17 protein-coding genes are annotated in these 22,072 nt (G+C 63.8%); 9 read left to right on the top strand and 8 right to left on the bottom strand.

All coding sequences use genetic code 11. From position 1 onward, the window contains the following. Window positions 1–11: 11 nt before the first annotated feature. The 4 genes from TSA1_RS17490 to TSA1_RS17475 all read left to right on the top strand — a co-directional run bounded on the left by TSA1_RS17490 (window position 12) and on the right by TSA1_RS17475 (window position 6,039). Window positions 12–1,076, top strand: coding sequence for a hypothetical protein (locus TSA1_RS17490; RefSeq protein WP_100177445.1), 1,065 nt, complete (start codon window positions 12–14; stop codon window positions 1,074–1,076). Window positions 1,077–1,797: 721 nt separating this feature from the next. Further along, window positions 1,798–3,789 carry a TonB-dependent siderophore receptor gene (locus tag TSA1_RS17485; protein WP_174718941.1) on the top strand — a complete coding sequence of 664 codons (1,992 nt, stop codon included), beginning with the start codon at window positions 1,798–1,800 and terminating at the stop codon, window positions 3,787–3,789. Window positions 3,790–3,847: 58 nt separating this feature from the next. Further along, window positions 3,848–5,137 (top strand): siderophore utilization protein FsrB, encoded by a 1,290-nt coding sequence (gene fsrB / locus TSA1_RS17480; protein ID WP_100177443.1) that lies wholly within the window; start codon window positions 3,848–3,850, stop codon window positions 5,135–5,137. An 86-nt stretch (window positions 5,138–5,223) separates the two neighbouring features. Further along, entirely contained in the window at window positions 5,224–6,039 is an 816-nt protein-coding gene (locus tag TSA1_RS17475; RefSeq protein WP_100177442.1) for a hypothetical protein, read from the top strand. Window positions 6,040–6,080: 41 nt separating this feature from the next. Here TSA1_RS17475 and TSA1_RS17470 read toward each other — a convergent pair whose 3' ends face one another. From TSA1_RS17470 to TSA1_RS17440, 7 genes are read right to left on the bottom strand one after another with little or no spacing between them, the layout of a single operon-like run. Beyond that, the gene (locus TSA1_RS17470) at window positions 6,081–7,076 is read right to left on the bottom strand and encodes an FAD:protein FMN transferase (protein ID WP_100177441.1); all 996 of its coding nucleotides are present in this window, start codon (window positions 7,074–7,076) and stop codon (window positions 6,081–6,083) included. Beyond that, window positions 7,073–7,642, bottom strand: a complete 570-nt coding sequence (locus tag TSA1_RS17465) for a nitrous oxide reductase accessory protein NosL (protein WP_100177440.1) — start codon at window positions 7,640–7,642, stop codon at window positions 7,073–7,075. The genes TSA1_RS17470 and TSA1_RS17465 overlap by 4 nt, the downstream gene beginning before the upstream one ends. Beyond that, window positions 7,639–8,466: an ABC transporter permease gene (locus TSA1_RS17460; RefSeq protein ID WP_100177439.1), complete on the bottom strand. Its 828-nt coding sequence runs from the start codon at window positions 8,464–8,466 to the stop codon at window positions 7,639–7,641. The genes TSA1_RS17465 and TSA1_RS17460 overlap by 4 nt, the downstream gene beginning before the upstream one ends. Beyond that, on the bottom strand, window positions 8,463–9,383 hold the full coding sequence (locus TSA1_RS17455) for an ABC transporter ATP-binding protein (protein WP_100177438.1): 921 nt from the start codon (window positions 9,381–9,383) through the stop codon (window positions 8,463–8,465). The genes TSA1_RS17460 and TSA1_RS17455 overlap by 4 nt, the downstream gene beginning before the upstream one ends. Further along, window positions 9,380–10,738, bottom strand: a complete 1,359-nt coding sequence (locus tag TSA1_RS17450) for a nitrous oxide reductase family maturation protein NosD (RefSeq protein ID WP_100177437.1) — start codon at window positions 10,736–10,738, stop codon at window positions 9,380–9,382. The genes TSA1_RS17455 and TSA1_RS17450 overlap by 4 nt, the downstream gene beginning before the upstream one ends. Before the next feature lie 35 nt (window positions 10,739–10,773). Continuing rightward, window positions 10,774–12,720, bottom strand: coding sequence for a TAT-dependent nitrous-oxide reductase (gene nosZ / locus TSA1_RS17445; protein WP_100177436.1), 1,947 nt, complete (start codon window positions 12,718–12,720; stop codon window positions 10,774–10,776). A 22-nt stretch (window positions 12,721–12,742) separates the two neighbouring features. Then, window positions 12,743–15,037 carry a NosR/NirI family protein gene (locus TSA1_RS17440; RefSeq protein WP_100177435.1) on the bottom strand — a complete coding sequence of 765 codons (2,295 nt, stop codon included), beginning with the start codon at window positions 15,035–15,037 and terminating at the stop codon, window positions 12,743–12,745. Between the two features lie 177 nt (window positions 15,038–15,214). Between TSA1_RS17440 and TSA1_RS17435 the strand changes: the two genes are divergently transcribed. Beyond that, window positions 15,215–16,093 (top strand): ferritin-like domain-containing protein, encoded by an 879-nt coding sequence (locus tag TSA1_RS17435; protein ID WP_100177434.1) that lies wholly within the window; start codon window positions 15,215–15,217, stop codon window positions 16,091–16,093. A gap of 53 nt (window positions 16,094–16,146) precedes the next feature. Continuing rightward, complete coding sequence (locus TSA1_RS17430) at window positions 16,147–16,842, top strand: VIT1/CCC1 transporter family protein (protein ID WP_100177433.1); 696 nt, start codon at window positions 16,147–16,149, stop codon at window positions 16,840–16,842. A gap of 269 nt (window positions 16,843–17,111) precedes the next feature. On the opposite strand, the gene TSA1_RS17425 is transcribed toward TSA1_RS17430, so the two are convergent. Further along, entirely contained in the window at window positions 17,112–18,014 is a 903-nt protein-coding gene (locus TSA1_RS17425; protein ID WP_283814403.1) for an AraC family transcriptional regulator, read from the bottom strand. A gap of 109 nt (window positions 18,015–18,123) precedes the next feature. Here TSA1_RS17425 and TSA1_RS17420 point away from each other — a divergent pair, with 109 nt between their 5' ends. From TSA1_RS17420 to TSA1_RS17410, 3 genes are read left to right on the top strand one after another with little or no spacing between them, the layout of a single operon-like run. Continuing rightward, on the top strand, window positions 18,124–19,110 hold the full coding sequence (locus tag TSA1_RS17420; protein ID WP_100177431.1) for an amidohydrolase family protein: 987 nt from the start codon (window positions 18,124–18,126) through the stop codon (window positions 19,108–19,110). Between the two features lie 52 nt (window positions 19,111–19,162). Then, entirely contained in the window at window positions 19,163–20,665 is a 1,503-nt protein-coding gene (locus TSA1_RS17415; RefSeq protein WP_100177430.1) for an amidase, read from the top strand. A 49-nt stretch (window positions 20,666–20,714) separates the two neighbouring features. Next, window positions 20,715–22,025, top strand: a complete 1,311-nt coding sequence (locus TSA1_RS17410) for an MFS transporter (protein WP_100177429.1) — start codon at window positions 20,715–20,717, stop codon at window positions 22,023–22,025. Window positions 22,026–22,072: the final 47 nt, after the last annotated feature.

The raw sequence follows: 22,072 nt of genomic DNA, 5'->3' as shown, positions 1-22,072 counted from the left end.
GGGAGGCACACATGGCACGAATTGCGGCCTATTTCACGACCACCGATGAAGGTCACGACGTTTATCACAATCAGGATGATTGCCCGACCGGCTCGAAGATTTTCACGGAGAACAGGAGCAGCGGTGACATCGGCAGCCGGTCGCTCTGTGCGCAATGCGCCAAGCACGGTTACGGCCACTATGAGACCTGGCTCTCCGAACAGGAGGCACAGGGCGAAGCGGCGTTCAAGAAGGAGGCCGAAGCGCTGCAGAAGCTCAGCGACAAGCGCGACGCTGCCCGCAAGCGGGAGGATGCCTATCAGTCTTTGAACACGCAGTTTGAAGAGATCGCAAACGAGCGCAAGGCTCTGGAAAGCAACAAGAACCGCACCGCGGAGGAGAGTGAAAAGCTCGCGTCGCTCAAGGTCCAGTATAACGATCTCTATCGGACGCTCCAGTCGATGGCTGCGCAGCACAAGACCGACAGCGACGATCTCGTGCGTCTCGAGGGTGGCAAGAAAGACAAAAGCGGCAAGCTGGACGAAGGTCAGATCAAGAGGCACAAGAAGGCGTTGGACGGGCTCGAGAGCAACAAGGCGCGCTACGGGGAGGCTGCGTCCAGACTGGCGGCGGCCCACGCGGCCGCCGTTGCGGGACGGAGTGACCCCGAGAAGGTGGAGCTGATTGCCGACGTCGTCATGAACGAAGCCAGGGGAGAGGACCCCTACATCAAGAAGTGCCTCGCCTACGCCTACCTCAATTTGACAAAGGGAGACCTGCGGCCTCCACGAGGAGCCGAGATCAGCAATTTCACGCGGAGCGAGAAGCGCTTCGATGATCCCGACGAAGGCGATCAGGTCAAGTACATCAGGAGCGTGGCCGACAGCCTGGAGGCCGTTCGCGCGCGTCTGGATGAACCGAAGAGCGATCCGACCCACGGTGCCAACCACTGGGCCAGCCCGAAGAACTTGAGCAAGAAGAGGCGTGCCGAGTACGAGAGCAAGAGCGGCGAATATGAGTGGCTCAATCGCGCCGTCAAAATTCCGATGAAAGACATTCCGGACGAGACTTTCACGTTCTGGAAGACCGACGATTGAGAGAACGCCACCGATTCCCGAGCGTGCCGCCGACCAGCGCTTGGCGTGTTGAAGCCGGAGCCTGGGTCATGCTGCCACGAGGCTGGCGGAGCAGGGCGCCGACGCACCAGACGGCGCTGGATCCGCGCCGGATCATCCCGCCACCAGTATAGCCACGCACTTCGCGTGCGCGGGCGGCTTGGCGGGCGGCTTGCGTGTCACTGGTGCTCGCGCCTCGTCGGCTGACCATCCTCGTTCAGAATGATTCCAAATCTGCGCGCCTCTCGCCGCGGCTGAGTGCATTCGCCGCATGTGCTGCGCACAGGTCTGGAGAAGTTCTAACCCGGTTCCTATCGCGCTCCGAAATTGCCTGCGTTAGGGCGGGGCATCAAGAACGATACCGGCGAAGCCGGCAGTGCGTGGGGCCTCGAAAGACGTGAGCGACTTACAATTTTCTTCGTGTGGCGACACGCGTCGTCGACAGATTCGGGTGTTCTTCCTCGGGGCGGTCAGCACATTCTCTCTCGTCATTCCCTTCGCTTCCGTGGAGGCGCAGACGCAAATTCCTGCGGTCACCGTCGAGGCGCCGGCGCAGCGCACTCGTCCAGCGGCGACTGTGTCGTCGCGGCGGGCTGCAGCGACGCGAACCGCACGCGCCAATCGCCGCTCGCCGGCGCAACAGGCTGCGCCAACCCAGTCGGCATCATCGAATGGCGCCACAGGCGAACGCGCCAATGGTCCAGTGCGCGGTTTCGTCGCCACGCGAAGCGGCACCGCGACCAAGACCGATACGCCCTTGATCGAAACGCCGCAGTCGGTCTCGGTGATCACGACCGACCAGGTCAGGAACCAGGGCGCGGTCTCGATCGGCGAGGCGCTGCGCTACACCGCCGGCGTCAGCGGCGACGTCAATGGCGGCTCCGACACCCGCTTCGGCGGCCTCCAGATCCGCGGCTTCGACATGACTATGCCCGGCCTCTATGTCGACGGCCTGCGCATTCCCTCCAGCAATTACGTGCATTTCAACGGCCTCGACCCCTACGGCGCCGAGCGCATCGAGGTGCTGAAGGGGCCGTCCTCGGCGATGTATGGCGGCAGCGGCACCGGCGGCCTGCTCAACTACGTGACGAAGCTGCCGACCGCGCAGCAGTTCGGCGAGGTCTCGATCTCCGGCGGCAGCTTCAACCGTTATCAGGGCCAGTTCGACATGGGCGGCCCCGCCAACAAGGAAGGCACCGTGCTGTGGCGCCTGACCGGCGTCGTGCGCGACGGCGAGACCCAGGTCGACTTCACCAAGGACAATCGCGTCTTCATCGCGCCGGCCGTCACCTTCAAGCCGAATGAAGACACCACGCTCACGATCCTCGCCAATTATCAGCGCGACCGGGCGGGGTGGGGCCTCCAGTTCTTGCCGGCCTCGGGCACGGTCTGGCCGAACAATGGCCGCACCATCCCGGTTTCTTTCTTCGCGGGCGTCCCGAGCTTCGATGCGTTCAACACGGAGCTTGCGACCGCCGGCTACCAGTTCTCTCACAACTTCACCGATAACATCACGTTCCGGCAGAACCTGCGTTATGCCTACCAGCACAACGAGGAGAAGGTCTTCTACGGCGCCGGCTACACCAACGAAGCCGCCGGCGACTATGCCCGCGTCGGCAGTTACAGCAATTCGTACATCAACTCGTTTGCGGTGGACAATCAGCTGCAGGGCAAGTTCGCGACCGGCTTCCTGCAGCACACCGTGCTCGCCGGTATCGATTATCGCAACACCAGTTTCCGCGACACCGCCTTCGGCGTGACGACCTCGTCTCCCACGGTCAACGTCTTCAACCCCGTGTACAGCTACGACTACGCCGTGGACACCACGCCGAGCGACAAGACCGGCGTCAAGCAATCGCAGACCGGCCTTTACCTGCAGGATCAGATCAAGCTCGGACGGCTGTCCTTCCAGCTCGGCGGCCGCCAGGACTTCGTGACAACGCAGGTCGACAACGGCATCGCCAACAATTCGATCTCGAAGGATGCATCGGCCTTCACCGGCCGCGCTGCCGTGATGTACAATTTCGACAGCGGCATCGCGCCTTACGTGAGCTACTCGGAATCGTTCCTGCCGGTGCTCGCGACGGCCAGCGGCCAGCTGCTCAATCCTGAAACCGGCGTGCAGTACGAGGTCGGCGTCAAGTACCAGCCGCTCGGCTGGAACGCGCTGTTCACCTTCGCGGCCTTCGACCTGACGCGCGACAACGTCGTCGTCTATGCGCCGCCGACCTATACGGCCTCGCAGCTCGGCCAGGTCAAATCGCGCGGCATCGAGCTCGAGGGCACGATGTCGCTCGCCGACGGCTGGAACCTGCGCGCCGCCTACGCCTATGTCGATGCCGAGCTGTCGCGGGATCCGGTCAATCTCGGCAAGGCGCCGACGACGGTGCCGCTCAACCGCGCTTCGCTGTGGAGCGACTACACGCTGCAGAGCGGCCAGCTCGCCGGGCTGCAATTCGGCGGCGGCATCCGCTATGTCGGCGCGACCTGGGGCGATGACGCCAACACTTTCAAGGTGCCGTCCGCAACCGTGCTGGATGCGCTGCTCGCCTATAGCAGGGACAATTGGCGGCTGTCGCTGAACGTCACCAATCTGACCGACCTGCGCTATGTCGCCGCCTGCTACGGCGCTGCCTCGGGTTGCTTCTACGCCGAGGGACGCAAGGCCATCGGCAAGCTGACGTATCGCTGGTGAGATCGACGTAACGACGGTCCGGCCACGGGAGCCGGACCTTTGAAGTGAGACTTGAGCGATGAGAGCGATATTCGGCAGGCTGCATCGCTGGGCGGGACTGCTCACGGCCGGATTCCTGTTCTTCTCCGGCATCACCGGCGCCATCATCTCCTGGGACCATGAGATCGACGACGTCCTGAACAGTCATCTGTTCGACGTCTCGACAAAGGGGCCGGCCATTCCCTCGATCGAGCTCGCCAGGATGATCGAGCAGCGCGATCCCCATGCGCGCGTCGTCTATCTCTTCATGACGCCGGAGCAGGGTCACTCGCTATGGTTCTTCGTGATGCCGCGGATCGATCCGGCGACCGGCAAGCGCTATCCGCTCGACTACAATCAGGTCTTCCTCGATCCCAACACCGGCGTTGAGCTCGGCCGCCGCTACTGGGGCGCGGTCTGGCCGGTGACGCGGGAGAATTTCGTCTCCTTCCTCTACAAGCTGCACTATACCATGCACATTCCCGAATTCTGGGGCAGCGACCGCTGGGGCATGCGCGTGCTCGGCGTGATCGCCATCATCTGGACCATCGACTGCTTCGTCGGCTTTTACCTCACGCTGCCGTCGCGCCGCCGCGCCAAGGCGGCGCGGGCGCCAGCCGTCGTGCGCCAGCTCGAACGCGGCTTCTGGGCGCGCTGGGCGCCGGCCTGGACCATCAAGACGTCCGGCAGCGCCTACCGGATCAATTTCGACATCCATCGCGCCTTCAGCCTGTGGACCTGGGGCGTGCTGTTCGTCATCGCCTTCACGGCGTTCTCGCTGAACCTCTATTTCGAGGTGTTCTCGCCGCTGATGAAGATGGTGTCGAACTACACGCCGACGCCGTATGAGCAGCGGCCTTATCGCGATCTCGACGATCCCATCGAGCCCAAGATGACGTTCGCCGAGATCGCCGAGCGCGCCGCCGCCGACGGCAAGGCGCGCGGCTGGACCGTTCCGGTCGGCTCGATCAATTACGGCCCGGCCCATGGCGTCTATGCCGCCGCCTTCTTCCACCCCGGCGACGACCACGGTGCGGGCGGCGTCGGCCCGGCGCAGCTCTATTACGACAGCGAGGACGGCCGCCCCATCGGCGAGCGGTTGCCCTGGGTCGGCACCGCCGCCGACATCTTCGTCCAGGCGCAATTCCCGCTGCATTCGGGCCGCATCGTCGGCCTGTTCGGCCGCATCCTCATCTCGATCATGGGGCTCGTGGTGGCCGCGCTCTCCGTCACCGGCGTCGTGATCTGGTGGCGCAAGCGCCGTGCCCGGGTGCGCGTGCGCGAGACCGCGGCGCTGCGCCTGAGCCGGCAGCTCACGCCGGCGGAGTAGGGCCGGCGCACCGGACCTTGCTGATGAACCTCGCCGCAAGGTAAGGGCACAAAGAAGGGAGGTTGCTCCCCGATTCCGGAAATCTGATGAAATCGCTTGCCTTGCTCTGCCTGCTCGTCCTGGCGACGCCCGTCCATGCCGCCACGCCCGAGCAGTCCTATCTCGACCTGCGCGATCGCTACATCGCCAAGTTCTCGAAGGCCAAGGAGGGCGAGGAGATCTACAAGCAGCATGATGCCGACCTGAAGGAGCTGGCAGGCGTGTTGCGCGGCCTGGTCGGACCGGTCGCGATCAAGGGGCTTCCCGCCGAAGGCAAGTCGAACGCTGACACGCTCTTCAAGGGCGATTCGGGCTTCGGCCATCTCGACGGGCTCGGTTTCGCCTCGGTGGGCGACAAGAGGCAGGCCGTGGTGACCACCACGGGACTGCTCAAGCACTGGCTGCGCGAGCATCGCGAGGGCGGCATGCCGCAGGAGATCGGCGCGGCCTTCAAGTCCGACCGCTTCTATTATCAGGCGATCCAGGACTCCGCCTTCGCCAAATATGCCGAGCTGCCGATCGCCAAGCCCGCCTCCGCGAGCACTGTCGCTGCCGTGCTGGGGGTGCGCGGCAATGGCGACCTGAAGGGAGCGCCGCACGAGATCGACGTCGTCGCGATCCAGGGCGACAAGGTCTTCTTCCTCGCCGACACCGATGCCGTGAAGACGGCAGAGATCCCGGCCTGCGAAAAGGTCTGGAAGCAGATGATGGCGAAGAAAGTGCCAGAGGATGCCATGGCCAAGGAAGACCTGGCGATGGACGCCTACACCAAGTGCTTCGCCAAGGAAGCACCGAACCAGGGCTGGTACCCAGCGGTCGTGAAGAAGGCGCAGAGCCAGTTGGAGCTGCTGCTATCGCGATAGCGCGACCCCGGCGCTGTTTTCTCCGCGCCAGCGTGGAGCCACTACACGGACAATTCGACCGACCTGCCGGCCGCGTCGATCAGATGCACGCGGTCGATGTCGGCACCCGGCAGCAACGATCTGATCTGGTCTTCCGGCATCAGGCTGAACGCCGTCGACAATGCGTCCGCGGCGGTCGCGCAGCGGGACACGGTCGTCACGCTGCGATAGCGCTGCGCGCAGAGGCCTGATCGCGGATCGAACAGGTGGTTGAAGCGCGCCGCGGGATCGAACTGGCAGCCGTAGCCGCCCGAGGTGGACACGGCGCGGTCGATGATCGGCAGCACCGCCTTCGTGCGGCCTACAAGGTCGGGATCGGCGATGCCGACATCCCAGGGACGTCCGTCCGGACGCGACCCGATCGCGCGGGCCTCGCCCATGTCGACCAGGCTGTGAGAGATGCCGTTCGCCCGCAACAGCTCGACCACCTTGTCCGTGACGTAGCCTTGCGCGATGCCGTTCAGGGTGACCGCCATGCCCTTGGGCATCACGATCCGGTCGCGGCTGATCGACAGCCGGCTGCTGCCGACACGCGCGCGCGCGGCCTCGATCGCGGCGGCCGCAGGGCCGGCCGGATCTGCGTCATCGCGCGCGAAATGGCCGGCATAGAGCTGCCACAGCGGCTGCACGGTGACGTCGAACAGGCCGCCCGTCAGCGTGGAATAGCGCTGCGAGGCCGAGAGCAGGTCGACCATCTCGACGGCGGGATCAAGCAGGATACCGGTCCGGTTCAGCGCGACCAGGGCGGAATCGTCGAGGTAAAGACTGAACAGCCGCTCGAGCCGCCGCGCCTCGGCGCAGGCCAGCGCGATCAGCCGCTCCGCCCGGCTGCGATCCTCGTCGTGGATCTCCATCGTCGCGACCGCGCCCAGCATCGTGCCACGCCAGGTCGCCGGCGCGATCTCGGCACGAACGGGATAGCCTGGAGACAACACGCCAAGGCCAGCTGCCGCCGCGCTAATCCGGATGAAGCGTCGGCGCGTCAGGGTTCGCGTCATGGCGTCCTCCTTCCTCGTTCGCCCGGCGGGGTTTCCGCCTCGTCCGCCGCCACGGCAGCGCCGGCGTTCGCCGACGACAAGACGTAGTCCCGGGGTACCTCGTTGAAGCCGACGATCCTGCCGCCGTTCTGCGCGGCGAACTTCTCCGCCGCCGCCCGGTCCGAGAACGGAACGGCCTCGTCGCCGCCCATGCCGCTCTTGACCCGGCTTTCGATCACGAACAACGCCTTGCGCGCCTCGATCCAGTTGTCGGCGCCGGGCTTGTCCCAGTCGGGCGCCTTGCCCATGTCGGAGACGTAGATCGCCTGGATGTCCTTGGGCTCGTCCGGGAGCATGGTGAAGGCGATGGTGTCACGCACCGAGGAGAACCACACTGGCTCCATCAGGCTCGCGGCGAAGATATGGCCCTTCGGTCCCGGATGCTCCAGCACGTTCATGCCGCAGTAGTGGCCGATGTCTTCGGCGGTCATCCGGTGCGGTGAGGGGATCTTCGCGGCCTGCTTCTCGTTGCAGCCCGCGAGCGCGAGCGGCACGAGCAGGGCGAGCAGGAACGTTCGGCGCCTCATAGCTCCCTCCGCGAGAAGGCGAGCGCGGCGAGCCCCAGCGGCAGCAGCGTCCAGCCGAGCAGGGCGCTCAGCAGGACCGGGATGGTCAGGGACGAGGTTTGGGCAAGGCCAGCCATGCCGGCGAAGGTGCTGACATTGGCAAAGCCGGTCAAATTGATCAGCCGATAGGCGTCGGTCGGGTTCGCCAGCAGCATGGCGTTGAGGGCGGCGGCCGAGATGCTGCGTCCCTGATCGAGCGCAAGCACGCCCAGCAGCGCCATGTCGTAGATCAGCACCAGCAACAGCCACAAGCCGATACATATGCCGGCGGCCGTTCCGCGGTCGCGCACGAGCGCGCTGATCAGATAGCCGATCGCGACGAACGCGGCGCCGAGCAGCACCGAGGAGCCCACCATCGCCGCGAAGGCCAGGAAACTATCGCTATCGATCTGGCTGCCCGTCGCGGCCAGCGCACCGACCGCCGCGCCGTAGCCGAGGCAGGTCGCAAAGGCGAGGACGGCGAGATGGCCCAGGAATTTGCCGAGCAGCACCTGCCATCGGGCCACCGGATAGCTCAGCAGCAACAGCATCGTCCCGCGTTCCATCTCGCCGACGATGGCGTCATGGGAGATCAGAAGCGCAATCAGCGGAACGAGGAAGATCGTCAGGCTCGACAGGCTGACGACGACCACGTCCAGCGTGCGAACGCCGACATTGCCGGTCGGCGCACTGCCGAGAAAGGTCAGCGACAGTGCCAGCCCGGCGAGCAGGAGCGTCGCGGCGAGCACCCAGCGATTGCGGATGGCCTGGTGGATTTCCTTGGCGGCGATGATCAGGATGTTCATGGCGCCTGCTCCGATTGCCGGAGGAAATGAGCATAGAGCTCGTCGAGGGTCGGCGGAACGACGTCGACGTCCTCGACCGCATTGCCGGCGGCCGTGGCGCGGTGCAGCAGCTCGATCTTCCGCTCCGGCGCGGCATCGATCTCGACGATGTGACCGTTCAGGCGGCGGCAGGTCGCGTCTGCGGGAGCCCAGGGCGGCATCTCGCTCGGCGCGAGGCCAGCCACTTTGAGGCGGATCCTGGTGGGCAGCCGGGCGAGACGACGCAGCTCGTCGATCGACCCGTCCGCGACCTTGATGCCGCGATTCATGATGATGACCCGGCCGGCGCGCTCCTCGAGCTCGGTCAGCGCATGCGACGACAGCAGCACGGTGGTGCCCGCAGCGGCGAGCCGTGCGATGATGTCGTAGAAGGTCTGGCGTAATTCCGGATCGAGCCCGGTGGTGGGCTCGTCCAGCAGCAGCACGCGCGGTGCGCCAAGCAGCGCCTGGGCAAGGCCGAGGCGCTGACGCATGCCCTTGGAATAGGTGCTCACCCGGCGGCGGCTGGCGGCTCCGAGCCCGACGGCGTCGAGCAGATCGAGGGCCTTGGCGACAGGCTCCCGCTTCAGCCTGGCATAGAAGGCCTGGGTCTCGCGGCCGGTGAGGGCAGGGTCGAAGGAGACGTTTTCGGGGAGGTAGCCGAGCTGTCGTCGCCCCGCGAACTCGCCGGCGGCAGGATTGTCGCCGAGAACCTCGATGGCGCCGCTGGTCGGCCGGATCAATCCCAGCATGAGCTTCATCAGCGTGGTCTTGCCGGCCCCGTTGTGGCCGATCAAGGCGACCAGCTCGCCCTGGCCAAGCGCGAATGACGCGCCGCGCACGGCCTCGACGCGGCCATAGGCCTTGGTGACGTCGCTGACGCGTACCGTGCTGGTCATCGCGTCTCCTTCGGCGCAGGAATGCGCGGCGGCGACACCAGCGGATGGCTGTCGACCACACCGCCCGGCAGCAGCGCCGGAAACTGCGCCTGCGCCCAGCGGATCACCTGGACAGCTGGGCTATTGATCAGGACCTTCGCGGCGGGTGCCGTCCACAACACGCGGTCGATGAGGTCGTTCGGCCGGTACGCCGTGTCGGCGATGCCGTCTCCGTTCAGGTCGAATGCCGGATTGTCGCTCCAGTAGTTGCCGCGGCCGCCGGTCGACCAGTCGAGGTGGCGGGTGCCGACATATTTCACCTGGTTGGCGTTGCTGACGAAGGCGTTGCCGGTGATCTCGTTGCCTTCGGAGCCGGCCGTGAAGTGCACGCCGATGGCGCAGCGCTCGAACCAGTTGTCGCGGAACTTGTTGTGATTGGTGTTGTAGATGAACACGCATTTCTCCGGGCCGCTCTTGAGCGTGCTCTCCCGTTTCGCCTGCGGGAGCATGCCTCGCTCGTCGTCGGGACTGTCCTGCGTGCCCTGTATCGTCGAGCTCAGGGGGCCGCCGATTACCCGGTTGTCCTCGATCTGGGCATAGTTCGCGTAGTTGAAGAGGAATCCATAGTCGCGGTCGTGGTCGGAGGAATTGCCGCGGATCACCAGGCGGTTCGAATACATGATGGCATATCCGACATGGTTGCCGACCGAGACGTTGCCGCTGATTTCGCTGTCGTTGGTGTACATGTAGTGGACCGCGAAGCGGACCTGCTCGAAGCGGTTGTCGACGAAGCGGTCCTTGCTGCTGGAGATCGAGAAGATGCCGTCGCGGCCGTAGCGGAACATGTTGTTGGCGATGGTGACGTCGGGCGCGTTCCACAGCGAGACGCCGTTGCCGGCCTCACTGAGACGGACCCCGTGCAGGCCCTCGATCTCGTTGCGGACGACGCGGGATCCCCTGGCGCCGTGCACATAGACGCCGAACAAATTGCCCACCAGGCGGTTGCCCTCGACCGTCGCGCGTTCGGCCGTCTTCTGCAGGAAGATTCCGGAATTCATGGCCTGAAGATCGCGGCCGGAGGCCCGGATCGTCAGGCCGCGAACGGTGACGTCGGGCGCGGTGACAGTGATGACGTTGCCGGAGCCGTCTCCATCAAGCACCGCCTCGCGGCTCCCGATCAGTTGCAGGGGACGGTCGATCCGGATCGAGCCGTGATATTCGCCGGGCGCGAGCGCGATGACGTCGCCGGCGCGCGCACCGTCCAGCATGGCTTGCAGCGACTGGCCGGGCGCAGCCGTCAACGTCGCCGCATGGGCGAAGCCGGACAATCCGGCGGCGACGAGCGCCGCCGGACACATGCGTAACGGTAGACCCATGAGGTCGCTCCGATCAGACCGGCTTCAAGCCGGCGTCAAACTGACTTGGGCTCGACGAACATCCGGCCTTTCATCTCCATGTGCATGGCGTGGCAGAACCAGGAGCAATAGTACCAATAGACGCCCGGCTTGTCGGCCTTGAACGAGACGGAGGCGGTGGCCATCGGTGCCACTTCCATCTGGATGCCGTAGTTCACGATGCAGAAGCCGTGCGTGAGATCCTCGACTGCGTCGATGTTCGTCACGAAGACGGTCACTTCGTCGCCTTGCTTGACCTGGAACTGTTCGAGGCCGAACGCCGGCGCGGTGGACGTCATGTAGACGCGCACCTTGTTGCCGTCGCGAATGACCTTCGAGTCCGCTTCCAGATTGATGCCGTCCGCCTTGGCCTGCTTGACCGCATCCGCAAACATCGGATCCGCGCGGTCCCAGATCGAGATCGGATTGATCTTGGAGCGGTGGACGATGGTCGCGTCGTGCGGCTCGGCGAAGCTCGGGCCGTCATGCACCAGCTTCATCTGGTCGCCCGAAATGTCGATCAGCTGATCGTTCTCCGGCTTGAGCGGCCCGACGTTCAGGAAGCGATCCTTCGAGAACTTGTTCAGCGAGATCAGCCATTTTCCGTCGGCCTCCTTGGTCTGGCCCATCGAGGTATGGTTGTGGCCCGGCTGATAGTGCACGTCGAGCTTCTGGATGATGGGATTGACCTTCTCGCCCTTGAAGGCCCGCTTGGCGAGGTCGATGTTCCACTTGCAGACCTGGCTGTCGAGGAACAGCGTGGTGTAGGCGTTGCCCTTGCCGTCGTAGGCGGTATGCAACGGCCCGAGGCCAAGCTCGGGCTCTGCGACGACGACGTCGCGCGGCTTGATCTTGTCGTCGAACAGCTGGTCGAACAGGCGCACGTCCATCACGGTCACGGTCGGCGAGAGCTTTCCGGCCGCCACGATGTGGATGCCGTCGGGGGCCGTGTTCATGCCGTGCGGATTGTTCGAGACCGGCACGTAACGGGTGTAGGCCGAGCCCTTGCGGCCGTCGATGACCGGCACGCCGTTCATTTCCTTGAAGTCGCCCTTCTTCACGGCCTCTTCGATCCGCTTGATGTTGAAGATGACGACCCAGTCCTGCTCGCTGGCGGTCATCTCCGCGAGCGTGACCCCTTCCTCGCCGTTGTAGCAGGTCGCGAAAGCGTATTTGCCCTGGTAGTCGGCATCGACATTGTCGAGGTTGCCGCTGACGATCACCTGCCAGGCCACCTTCATCGTGTCGCCGTCGACCGCGCTCAGGATCGAACGATATTGCTTGGGATCGTCGAGGACTTTGCCGTCGTTGGGCAGGGGCACGCCATCCTCGCCGTTGGCGAACACGTAACCGGTGCGCGGATATTTCTGTACCCGCAGACCATGGACGGTATGCTGGTTCGGCAGTTCGACGATCTTGTCGCATTTCATGACGTCGAGCCGCACCCGCGCGACGCGGCTGTTGGCCTTGTCGTTCATGAAGGCGTAGCGTCCGTCGTAGGTGCCGTCCGTGAACGAAATATGGGGATGGTGGAGGTCACCGTTCGTGTAGGTGCCGCCGCGGGTCTTCAGGAATTCGCGGGTCGCGGGCTGCAGTCCCTCGGTCAGAACCTTGAGGCTTTCATTGGTCTGGCCCCAGCCGGTCGCGCTGCAGCGGTTGAACACCGGAACACGCATCAATTCGCGCATCGAAGGAAGGCCGACGATGCGCATCTCGCCGGACTGGCCGCTCGAGAAGAACACGTAATATTCGTCGAGCTCGCCGGGGGCGACCTCGGTCTTCAGCACGGCCGACCGGGCAGGAGGGGCCTTCGGTGCAGCCGCCTTGGTCTGTGCATCCGCAGACGAGACGAAGCCCCCGTCCTTCAGCGCCACGCCGCCGGCAAGGCCGACGCCCGCCGCGGCCGCCGTCGTTCCCAACACTGTTCGACGGCTGACGCCCTTGGCCTGTTCGTTCTCGCTCATGATTGCCTCCTCGGCTTTCGGTTCAGTTAGGTGGTGGAGAGACAGTGGGTGACACGCCAACAGGCTTGCCGCCGGCGGTGATGACCGTTGCGGGACCCTTGCCGCCTGAGCGCATCGTGGGGGACGACATCGCCGCGAACTTCTCGCGCTTGAGCCGCACCTGGATCATGTGCGGGCAGCGGTGATCGTCGTGATAGAGTTCCTGGCAATGCATGCAGTAGATGCACTCATTGACGTTGATGTGACCCTCGGGATGGATCGACTGCACCGGGCATTCCTTGGCGCAGCGTTGGCAGGGTGATCCGCATTCCTGCCAGCGGCGGAGCCATTCGAAGGTCCGCATGCGGCCGGGAATTGCCAGCGCCGCGCCGAGCGGGCAGAGGTAGCGGCAGAAGAAGCGCTCGATGAAGAGGCCGATGACGAGCAGGGCGACGGCATAGGCGACGAACGGCCAACTCCGCGAAAACTTCAGGATGATCGCAGTCTTGAACGGCTCGACCTCGGCGAACCGCTCGGCCATGTCGACCGAGTAGAGCGACAGGCCGAACAGTCCGAGGAAGATGATGTATTTGATCGGCCAGAGCCGCTCGTGCAGTCCCCACGGCACCGTTATCTGCGGCACCTTCAGCCATTTCGCCGCCGTGTTGGTGAGCTCCTGGAGTGCGCCGAACGGACACAGCCAGCCGCAGAATGGGCCGCGGCCCCAGAACAGAAGCCCGCCCGCCGTTGCGGCCCACAGAATGAAGATCAGGGGCGCTGCCAGGAAGAACTCCCAGCGGAATCCCGTCACCAGCGCATTGATGAAGGTGACGACGTTGACGACGGAGAGCTGCGCGTTGGCGTACCAGCCGAGCCAGACCAGAACGAAGGCGAGATAGCCTCGCCGCACCCAGGTGTACAGCACCGGCCGGCGCACGAGCAGGTTCTGAAAGAAGAAGATGCCGGTGAGGGCGGCCAGCATGAACGCGGTGATGCCGATCGAGACCGTGCTCGACCGCCAGATCCGCATCCAAAGCGGCTCGTCTACCTCAGCAGGCGGTGTGATCGCCGCCTTTGCCTGCGAGGTTGAAGGCGCCGCGCTCTCCGGCACTGTCACGGCACGCTGCTCGCGACGAATGTAGCCGTCGGGCAGGGTGTAGTTGAGATCGAAAGTCAGGAATGCCTTGTCGCGGCCGCCGAGGCTCCGCTGCACCAACAGCTGAACCTGCCAGGGCAGCGTCGGATCCAGGGTGAACTCAGGCGGGGTGACGAACAGGCCGATTTCCCTGAACTCGGGCGCGCCGACCGCGTCCAACGCTCCAAGGCGCGTATGATTGCGATCGCGGAAGCGGGTGCTGTTGCCCTCCTGCAGGATCTCGATGCGATCGAAGATGCCGCCGCGGACATAGGCCGATCCCTTGAAGGAGTAGGGGCCGTTGCCGGCGACGATGATCGCCTGCTGCCCCGGCTTCAGGCCGTCCTTCAGCCGCCGATAGCCGTCGTCGCCGAGCAGGCTGCGGCCGATCGTGGGCGCGCTCACGAGCGCGACATAGAGGTCGACGAAGGTGTCGCCGGCCTCACCCGGTTCGGGGTACTGGGTCGCCGTTGCGCTGCCGGATTTTGCAAAGGCGTCGTTGATGTCGCCGACGCTGAGATGAAGCCGGCGTATCGAACCGTCGCCGACGAGACTCTCCCAGTCGCGGACTTCACTGTGTTCGAGATCGAGCGTCTTGATGACGGGGGGCAGGGCTGCCGCAACCGCTGCGCCGCCGACGGCCCCAACGCGACCGCTTCGGATCAGCTTGGACGCGGCGCGGACGATACTGTCGCCCATCACCAGCACGGTGACGGTTGCGCCGCTCACGATGTCGACCTGCGGCGGCTTCTCGGCACCACTTGCGACAGGCTTCATGTCCTTCCCGATCAGGCCATTCACGGCGGCGACGATGCGGGCTTCCGGAATGCCGACCAGCACGATCGGCTCCTTGTGATCGACGAGCTTGATGCCGGTGATGACGCCCTTCGGATCGATCCCGGCCAGCAGGTGGATCGGTTTGCCGGAGTAGCCGACCGAATTGGCCAAATCGGAGTTGAGGAAGACAAAGCCCTGGAGCTGGTCACCGCGGTACACCGGCACGATGGGCGGATCGCCTTGCGGCGGGCCGAAACGATCCGCTCCCGGGAAAAAGTCCGCAGGTGTGATCTTCGGCAGGTATGTCGGTAGATCGCCGGCGGCGCATGCGGGCGAAATATAAGTCAGACACAGCAGTAGCACACCTGCGAGCGCAAGCGCCGCACGTCGTGCGAAGGCGGTGTCGTCATCCGGTCGCTTCAACATGTCGATTCAAATGCAATCTGCGCGACCAACCGGGCCGCGCGCGCCTTGATATCTTCGTCGATGATTTGTCGCCGCTGACGTGCAACACTCATCGCGTACGACTGCCTCTGTCAACCCCGTGGGCGAGATTTGTGTTCGCGAGGACCGGATCGGAAGTCTGCATGTGGAGTCCTTGCTATGCCATTTCTACGCACGTCATTGCTCGGTGCCGAGCCCGCCGGTGTATTGGAGTCGCTCGACGAGCTCTTTGCGCTAGCGCATGCAATGGAGCAGGAAGCAGCCGACAAGTACGAGTCTCTGGCCGAAGATATGCGCGGGCAGGGCAATGATGATCTGGCGGAGGTGTTCGCGCGACTCGCGGACGCCGAGCGCGAGCACGCGGACAGTGTGACGCAGTGGTCGCAATCGCGCCGCGGCAAGCGTCCGGATCCCGCCATGGTGCGCTGGGAAGCGCCCGAAACACTCGCCCCTGAGGCTGCGGCCGAGGTGAAAACGTCACGATTGATGACGCCCTACCGCGCGCTCGCCATGGCAGTCCGTAACGAGGAGCGCGCTTTCGCCTTCTGGTCCTATCTGGCAGCCTTCTCGCATGATCCCGAGGTCAAGAAGGCGTCCGAAGCGATGGCCAGGGAGGAACTTGGCCACGTGGCGACGCTACGGAAGGAGAGGCGGCGCGCTTATCATCGCGAGCACGACCTGGTCAGTGCGGAAGTGTCGTCAGCGCCTGGGTCGTCGCATGTCGATGCACAGCGGCTCGAGCTGCGCCTCGTTGCCCAGCTCGACGACATGGAACCGCGTCTGAACGGGCCAACCGCGGCCCGAATCCGGGATTTGCGCCAACAATCGATCGAGATGGCCGCCGCCGCCGCCGGCTTCGGCAGCTTTCCCGCATCCATCGAACGCAAGGGCCCATTGGAGATCGCCGAAGCGCTCGTCGACGGCTACCTCGACGGTGCCGAGCGGTCGAACGACTCGGCCCGTCTCGAAAGCCTGCAGCGGCTTGCCGAACGCGCGATCTCACGTCTGGCCTGGCTACGCTCGCTTGCGGCCGAGTGACGCGCTTACGGCAACCATCAGAACTTGCGATCTTACCCATTGGGAAAGCGGCCATGCATCCGATTCATCGTGAAACGCATCTCATTGAGCGTATCGGCTGGCTGCGTGCTGCCGTGCTGGGTGCGAATGACGGCATCATTTCGACTGCCAGTCTGGTTGTAGGCGTCGCTGCGGCCGCCAATTCCTCCGGCGAAGTACTGGTGGCAGGGGTCGCAGGGCTTGTCGCCGGAGCGATGTCGATGGCCGCCGGCGAATATGTCTCGGTCAGCTCTCAGGCCGATACCGAACAGGCGGATCTGGCCCGAGAGCGCAAGGAACTCGCTGATACACCCGAGTCCGAGCTAGACGAACTGACAAAAATCTATGTTGATCGCGGTGTCGAGGTCGCCTTGGCCCGGCAAGTTGCTGAGCAATTGACAGCGAAGGATGCATTCGCTGCGCATGCAAGAGATGAGTTGGGGCTGTCGGCCCATGTAGTCGCCCGACCGGTGCAGGCTGCATTGACCTCTGCTCTGACGTTTTCGGTCGGCGCAGCTTTGCCGATCGGCATCGTGCTGCTTGCCCCCTCAGGTTCAACATCCCTGATCGTGTCTGGCGGATCTCTATTTTGCCTGGCGTTGCTCGGGGCTCTCAGCGCTCGCATTGGGGGCGCAGGCATTGTGAAGCCAACGCTACGAGTCACGTTTTGGGGGGCCATCGCGATGGCCGCCAGCGCCGGCATCGGCGCGCTCGTAGGGCACGCAGTCTAGTCGCTCCTAATTCTGTACTTGCGGTGCTGCAGTTCGCCGACGATGGCATCGCACTCGAGAGTAGTTCGCACCATGTGTCGTACCTGAAAGTTATCCCCTCGCTTCCTGTAGCGTTCGATGGCAAGCCAGGCGCGTCTCTTCACCTAACCCTACGCGCTTGCCGGTCACCGAATGATCACGGGGACACAGCGGGCGACATCAAGGACCGAGCGGATGCTGGCGGCCAGGAGAATAAAGCAACACTTCTCGATAGTCCGATGAGCTACAGCTCAATTTTGGGCAGGACGCAGATGCGACGGCGGGCAACCGACATGACGGGCGAAAGCGACGCTGAAACCGCTTGCCGACTGATAGCCGCAGGCGAAGGCTATCTCCGAAATCGATACCCCTTGGCTGATCATTTCTTTGGCCAGCGCCATCCGCCATTTGAGAAGGTATTGCATTGGCGGTAGGCCGACGACCTCGCAGAAGCGCTGTGCGAAGACCGATCGGGATGCGCCGGCGGCCTTCGCCAACGTGGCGACCGACCAGTCGCGGGACGGATCCTGGTGTAAGGCTTCCAGGCATGCAGCGATCTGCGGATCGGCAAGACCGGCCAGCAGGCCGGGGTTCACGTTCGCCTGCTCCTCGCCCTGGTAGCGCATGACCTCGATCAAAAGGATTTCCAGCAGACGTTCGATGACCAGGGCGGAGCCCGGTCGACCCTCCCATGCTTCCGTGCCGAGCATCTTCAGGAGCGACGCCACGCGTGTTGCGCCCGATGTCGCAAAACCGATCTCGACCACGGAGGGGAGTATGTCCTTCAACAGTCCCAAATGCGTGCGGTCGAACGAGAAGCGGCCGCCCAGCAGCTTGAATGTGGGAGCCGTGCTCGATGGATCGGTGACGATCGACCGTGCCGACGGGTTGGATTGAGGAGGCTGGAACCTGATCGGCTTGGTCTCCTCGCTGTCCCCCATCATCCATTCTTCAGGCGCCGTCATCATCAGGAAGTCGCCGGTGACCATCGTGCGCGTCGGTCGGCCAGGAAGCTGAAGCCTGGCGTTTCCCTCGGTGACCAGAACGAAAATCGTGTCCTGGAGCGAGGGATAGCGAATGGCCCATGGGCCTCGCGTGTCGAGCTGCTTCCAGAGCAGCGCGCGGGGTTTGAGGAGCCGGACGACCTGGGTCAGGGGATCGGAAATAGGACGATCTCGAAAGAATTGCGGACGCCTCGATATAGAGCATCCTGAAAGCCGTCGCTAGGGTCTCGCTACAGGATGCCCCTAGAAGAGTAGGTCGATGAAAAGCCTTGCTGACGGCTTCGAGGCGCAATGGATCGACGTCCATGCGCATTTCATGGTCCCGCAGACCGAAGAGGAGCTCAAGCGAAGTGCCACCGCGCGCTGCGAGCGATGCTTCCTGGCTCCCGAGCTTTACCAGTGGACTGCGGAAGCCGCGATCGCACACATGGATGGCACCGGTATCGCCATGCAGATGCTGAGCAACATCCCGAAATCGCTCAAGGCTTTGCAACGATCAAACGAACATGGCGCATCGATCGTTGCTCGCTATCCGTCCCGCTTCGGACTTCTGCTTGCCCTCCCCACGGACAATCCGGACGCTTGTCTTGTGGAGATCGATCGCACGGAGAAGCTGAAGGCGGACGGCTTCGCCGTAACTTGCCGTTACAATGACGTGTACCTGAGCGACATCAGGCTCGAACCGGTTTGGCAAGCACTGCAGCGGCGGCAAGCGACAGTTTTCGTGCACCCGGACGCCTACGGCGAGCCGTCAATGGGACGTCCGACGGCTCTGCTGGAAGTGGCGTTCGAAACCACGCGAACGGTGATCGACATGCTGTATGCCGGCATCTTCCGTCGCTATCCGAAAATCAAATTCGTCATCGCTCATTGCGGCGCTGCCCTGCCGGCGCTGGCGGGACGTCTTTTGCTGTTGGGCACGGAAAGCTGGGTCCCCAACCCGCAAGGCATCACCAAAGCCGAGATGAAGGCGCAATTGGCGGCGCTCTATCTCGACACAGCAGCGACGGGATCGGCGAACAGCCTGGCGCCCGCCCTTGCGATGACGGCGGCCGATCACCTCGTCTACGGCTCCGACTGCGGCGTGCTGTGTTCGAGCGAGGCCACCATGCAGGAAAATATTCGGTCTCTGAGAGCATTCCCGGGTTTGACGAAGCTGGAGATCGACGAGATCGGCCGCGCCGGGGTGAAACTGTTTCCGTCGATTGCAGCGCGGGTTCAGCCGGTCTGTGAGGCGGTGGAATAGGCCGAGCGTGCCGCATTGATCCAATCCCCTTCTGATCCGGAACATGACTGACATGAGCCTGAAAGCTCCCAGCCACGAGGAATTCGAGCACCTGGCGTCCGAACTCGGCTTCTCGCTGCGCGCGGCGGAGCGCGACACGTTTCACAGCATGCTCTCCGGCAATCTCGAGCTCATGAAATTGTTCGATGTCGAAGTGACGGACGTCGTGCAGCCCCCGCGATATCCCCGATCGGCAGGCTACAGACCAGATCACGGCGAAGATCCGCATCATGCCTGGTACGTCAAATCGGAGATAAGGGGCGCAGCAGAAGGGCCGCTCTCTGGCCGTACCGTTGCGTTGAAGGACAATATCTGCCTGGCCGGCGTTCCCATGATGAATGGCTCGTCGACGCTCGAAGGTTACGTGCCCGATTGCGACGCCACGGTAGTAACGCGGATCCTCGACGCCGGCGGCACCATTCTCGGCAAGGCCAATTGCGAATTTTTCTGCTTTTCGGCGGGCAGTCACACCAATGCGACTGGCCCGACGCACAATCCGCACCGGCGCGGATATAGCGCCGGAGGCTCGTCATCGGGATGCGCTGCCGCAGTCGCGGCAGGCGAAGCCGACCTCGCCATCGGCTGCGACCAGGGTGGCTCGATCCGCGCACCGGCATCGTTCTGCGGCATCGTCGGCATGAAGCCGACGCACGGTCTCGTGCCTTATACGGGCATCATGCCGATCGAGCCGACGCTCGACCATGCCGGCCCGATGACGCGCACCGTCGCCGACAACGCGCTGCTGCTGCAGACGCTTGCGGGTCCGGACGGCCTCGATCCGAGACAATGCACGAGCGCGTCGGGCGACTACCTTGCCGCCCTGTCTGCCGGCGTCGCCGGCATGAAGATCGCGCTCGTTCGGGAGGGGTTCGGCCTGCCTGTCTCGGAGCGCGACGTCGATGCCGCAGTGCTTGCGGCGAGCGACGTCTTCAAGCGGCTCGGCGCCGCCGTCGAAGAGATATCCATCCCGATGCATGCGACCGGCCGGACGATCTGGCGCGCGATAGCCGGTGAGGGCGGCACGAATACCCTGATGAAGGGAAACGCGTTCGGCACCGGCTGGCGCGGGCTGTACGTGACGAGCCTGCTCCAGGCCCATTCGCATTGGCGCGAACACGCCGACGAACTGCCGCCGTCGCTGAAGCTGTCGATGCTGACCGGGCATTATCTTTCGAAGCGCTACGGCGGACTCTACTACGCGCGAGCGCAAAATCTGAATCGCAGCTTGCGTGCAGCCTATGACGAGGTGCTCTCGGGTTACGACCTCCTGTTGATGCCGACGACACCGATGAAGGCAGGCCCGATGCCCGCGGCTGATGCGCCTCTATCGGAATTGATCCGCCTGTCGGGGGTGCCGCTCGCCAACACGATGCAATTCAATTGCTCCGGTCATCCCGCCTTGTCGATTCCCTGCGGCGAAAGCGATGGCCTGCCGATCGGCATGATGCTGGTCGGAAAGCACTCTGGAGAATCATCGATCTATCGCGCAGCCGCGGCCTTCGAGGCCCGTCGCTGAGTGTTCCGGGCAAACGGTTCGGGGCTTTTGAAAGAGGGGGATATTCACCATGGCGTCAACCAACATCGCACGGCGGTCCGCCTTTGCCAGCCTGATCGGGACATGCATCGAACTCTACGATTTCTACATCTATGCGACTGCGGCGGCGATCGCATTTAACACGCTGTTCTTTCCGACCTACGATCCGGTTGTGGGTACGCTGCTGTCGTTCGCGACCTTCGCCATCGGCGCCATCATGCGCCCTTTGGGTGGAATGGTCTGCGGCCATTTCGGCGATCGCATCGGCCGGAAGTCGATGCTCGTCTTCACGCTGATGACGATGGGCGTCTCGACCTTCTTGATCGGTTTGCTGCCGACCTACGGACAAGTGGGAATTCTGGCCCCCATCATGCTGGTGATCCTTCGTACCGTTCAGGGATTTGCCTTTGGCGGGGAGTGGGGTGGCGCGGTGCTGATGTCCGTGGAGCATGCACCTGCCGCCCGAAAAGGCTTCTACGGCTCGTTCACGCAGATGGGCTCGCCCATCGCCTTGTTCTTGTCCACTGGGACCTTTTCGCTCCTGTCGACACTTCCTCAGGATAGTTTCCTGAGCTGGGGCTGGCGGATCCCATTTCTCGCCAGCGCGCTTCTCGTGATCGTCGGCATGATCATGCGAATCGGATTGGTCGAGTCGCCCGAATTCGCCGCTCTTGCCAAAAACAACGAGCTCTCGAAGCAGCCGGTCACCGAGGTTTTCCGTCAGAATTGGCGGGCCATCCTGATCGGAACCGGGGTAGTCCTGAGCACCGTGGTCGCATTCTACGTGCAGACTCTGTTCGTCGTATCCTATGCGGTGCAATCGGTCGGAATTCCGCGGCAGACAGTGCTCAATGCCGTGCTCGTCGGATCGGCCTTTACGCTGGTTATCATTCCAATTTTTGCCTTGCTGTCGGATCGCTTCGGACGCAAACCGATCGCTCTGTTCGGCGCTCTGATGACTGTTGGTGGCGCTTTCCCGTTCTTTGCTTTGGTCCGCCTCGGCACTTTCGAGGGCGTTACGGCGGCAGTTTGCATGGCCTTGTTTGGTACGAGTGCGCTCTATGCCGTGCTTCCGGCCTACGTCGCGGAATTGTTCAACCCGCGGGTCAGATATAGCGGAATATCGATCAGCTACAATTTCGCCTCCGGATTGATCGGAGGTTTCAGCCCTGCAATCAGCGCTGCTCTGTTTGCTTGGGCCGGCGCAACGTGGCCGATCGCGCTCTATCTCATGGGCATCGGCGGTATCAGCGCATTGTCGCTCTGGGGCGGTCGACATTTCGTCGCACAAGCCACAGAAGACGAGCCCGATTTGGCGCTGGCGAGTCAGGTGCGCCCGTGAACCGGCGTGAATTGTTGGCTGCGGCTGCTGGAGGTTGCCTTCTTCCA

Origin of the sequence: Bradyrhizobium nitroreducens (assembly GCF_002776695.1) — a bacterium.
Classification (GTDB): Bacteria; Pseudomonadota; Alphaproteobacteria; order Rhizobiales; family Xanthobacteraceae; genus Bradyrhizobium; species Bradyrhizobium nitroreducens.
This window is presented reverse-complemented; position numbering and strand designations above follow the sequence as displayed.

Bases quoted from the DNA above. Each gene is read 5' to 3' on its own strand.
- TSA1_RS17490 (WP_100177445.1), top strand. From the start codon at position 12: ATGGCACGAATTGCGGCCTATTTCACGACCACCGATGAAGGTCACGAC.
- fsrB (WP_100177443.1), top strand. From the start codon at position 3,848: ATGAGAGCGATATTCGGCAGGCTGCATCGCTGGGCGGGACTGCTCACG.
- TSA1_RS17475 (WP_100177442.1), top strand. From the start codon at position 5,224: ATGAAATCGCTTGCCTTGCTCTGCCTGCTCGTCCTGGCGACGCCCGTC.
- TSA1_RS17470 (WP_100177441.1), bottom strand. From the start codon at position 7,076: ATGACGCGAACCCTGACGCGCCGACGCTTCATCCGGATTAGCGCGGCG.
- TSA1_RS17465 (WP_100177440.1), bottom strand. From the start codon at position 7,642: ATGAGGCGCCGAACGTTCCTGCTCGCCCTGCTCGTGCCGCTCGCGCTC.
- TSA1_RS17460 (WP_100177439.1), bottom strand. From the start codon at position 8,466: ATGAACATCCTGATCATCGCCGCCAAGGAAATCCACCAGGCCATCCGC.
- TSA1_RS17455 (WP_100177438.1), bottom strand. From the start codon at position 9,383: ATGACCAGCACGGTACGCGTCAGCGACGTCACCAAGGCCTATGGCCGC.
- TSA1_RS17450 (WP_100177437.1), bottom strand. From the start codon at position 10,738: ATGGGTCTACCGTTACGCATGTGTCCGGCGGCGCTCGTCGCCGCCGGA.
- nosZ (WP_100177436.1), bottom strand. From the start codon at position 12,720: ATGAGCGAGAACGAACAGGCCAAGGGCGTCAGCCGTCGAACAGTGTTG.
- TSA1_RS17440 (WP_100177435.1), bottom strand. From the start codon at position 15,037: ATGTTGAAGCGACCGGATGACGACACCGCCTTCGCACGACGTGCGGCG.
- TSA1_RS17435 (WP_100177434.1), top strand. From the start codon at position 15,215: ATGCCATTTCTACGCACGTCATTGCTCGGTGCCGAGCCCGCCGGTGTA.
- TSA1_RS17430 (WP_100177433.1), top strand. From the start codon at position 16,147: ATGCATCCGATTCATCGTGAAACGCATCTCATTGAGCGTATCGGCTGG.
- TSA1_RS17420 (WP_100177431.1), top strand. From the start codon at position 18,124: ATGAAAAGCCTTGCTGACGGCTTCGAGGCGCAATGGATCGACGTCCAT.
- TSA1_RS17415 (WP_100177430.1), top strand. From the start codon at position 19,163: ATGAGCCTGAAAGCTCCCAGCCACGAGGAATTCGAGCACCTGGCGTCC.
- TSA1_RS17410 (WP_100177429.1), top strand. From the start codon at position 20,715: ATGGCGTCAACCAACATCGCACGGCGGTCCGCCTTTGCCAGCCTGATC.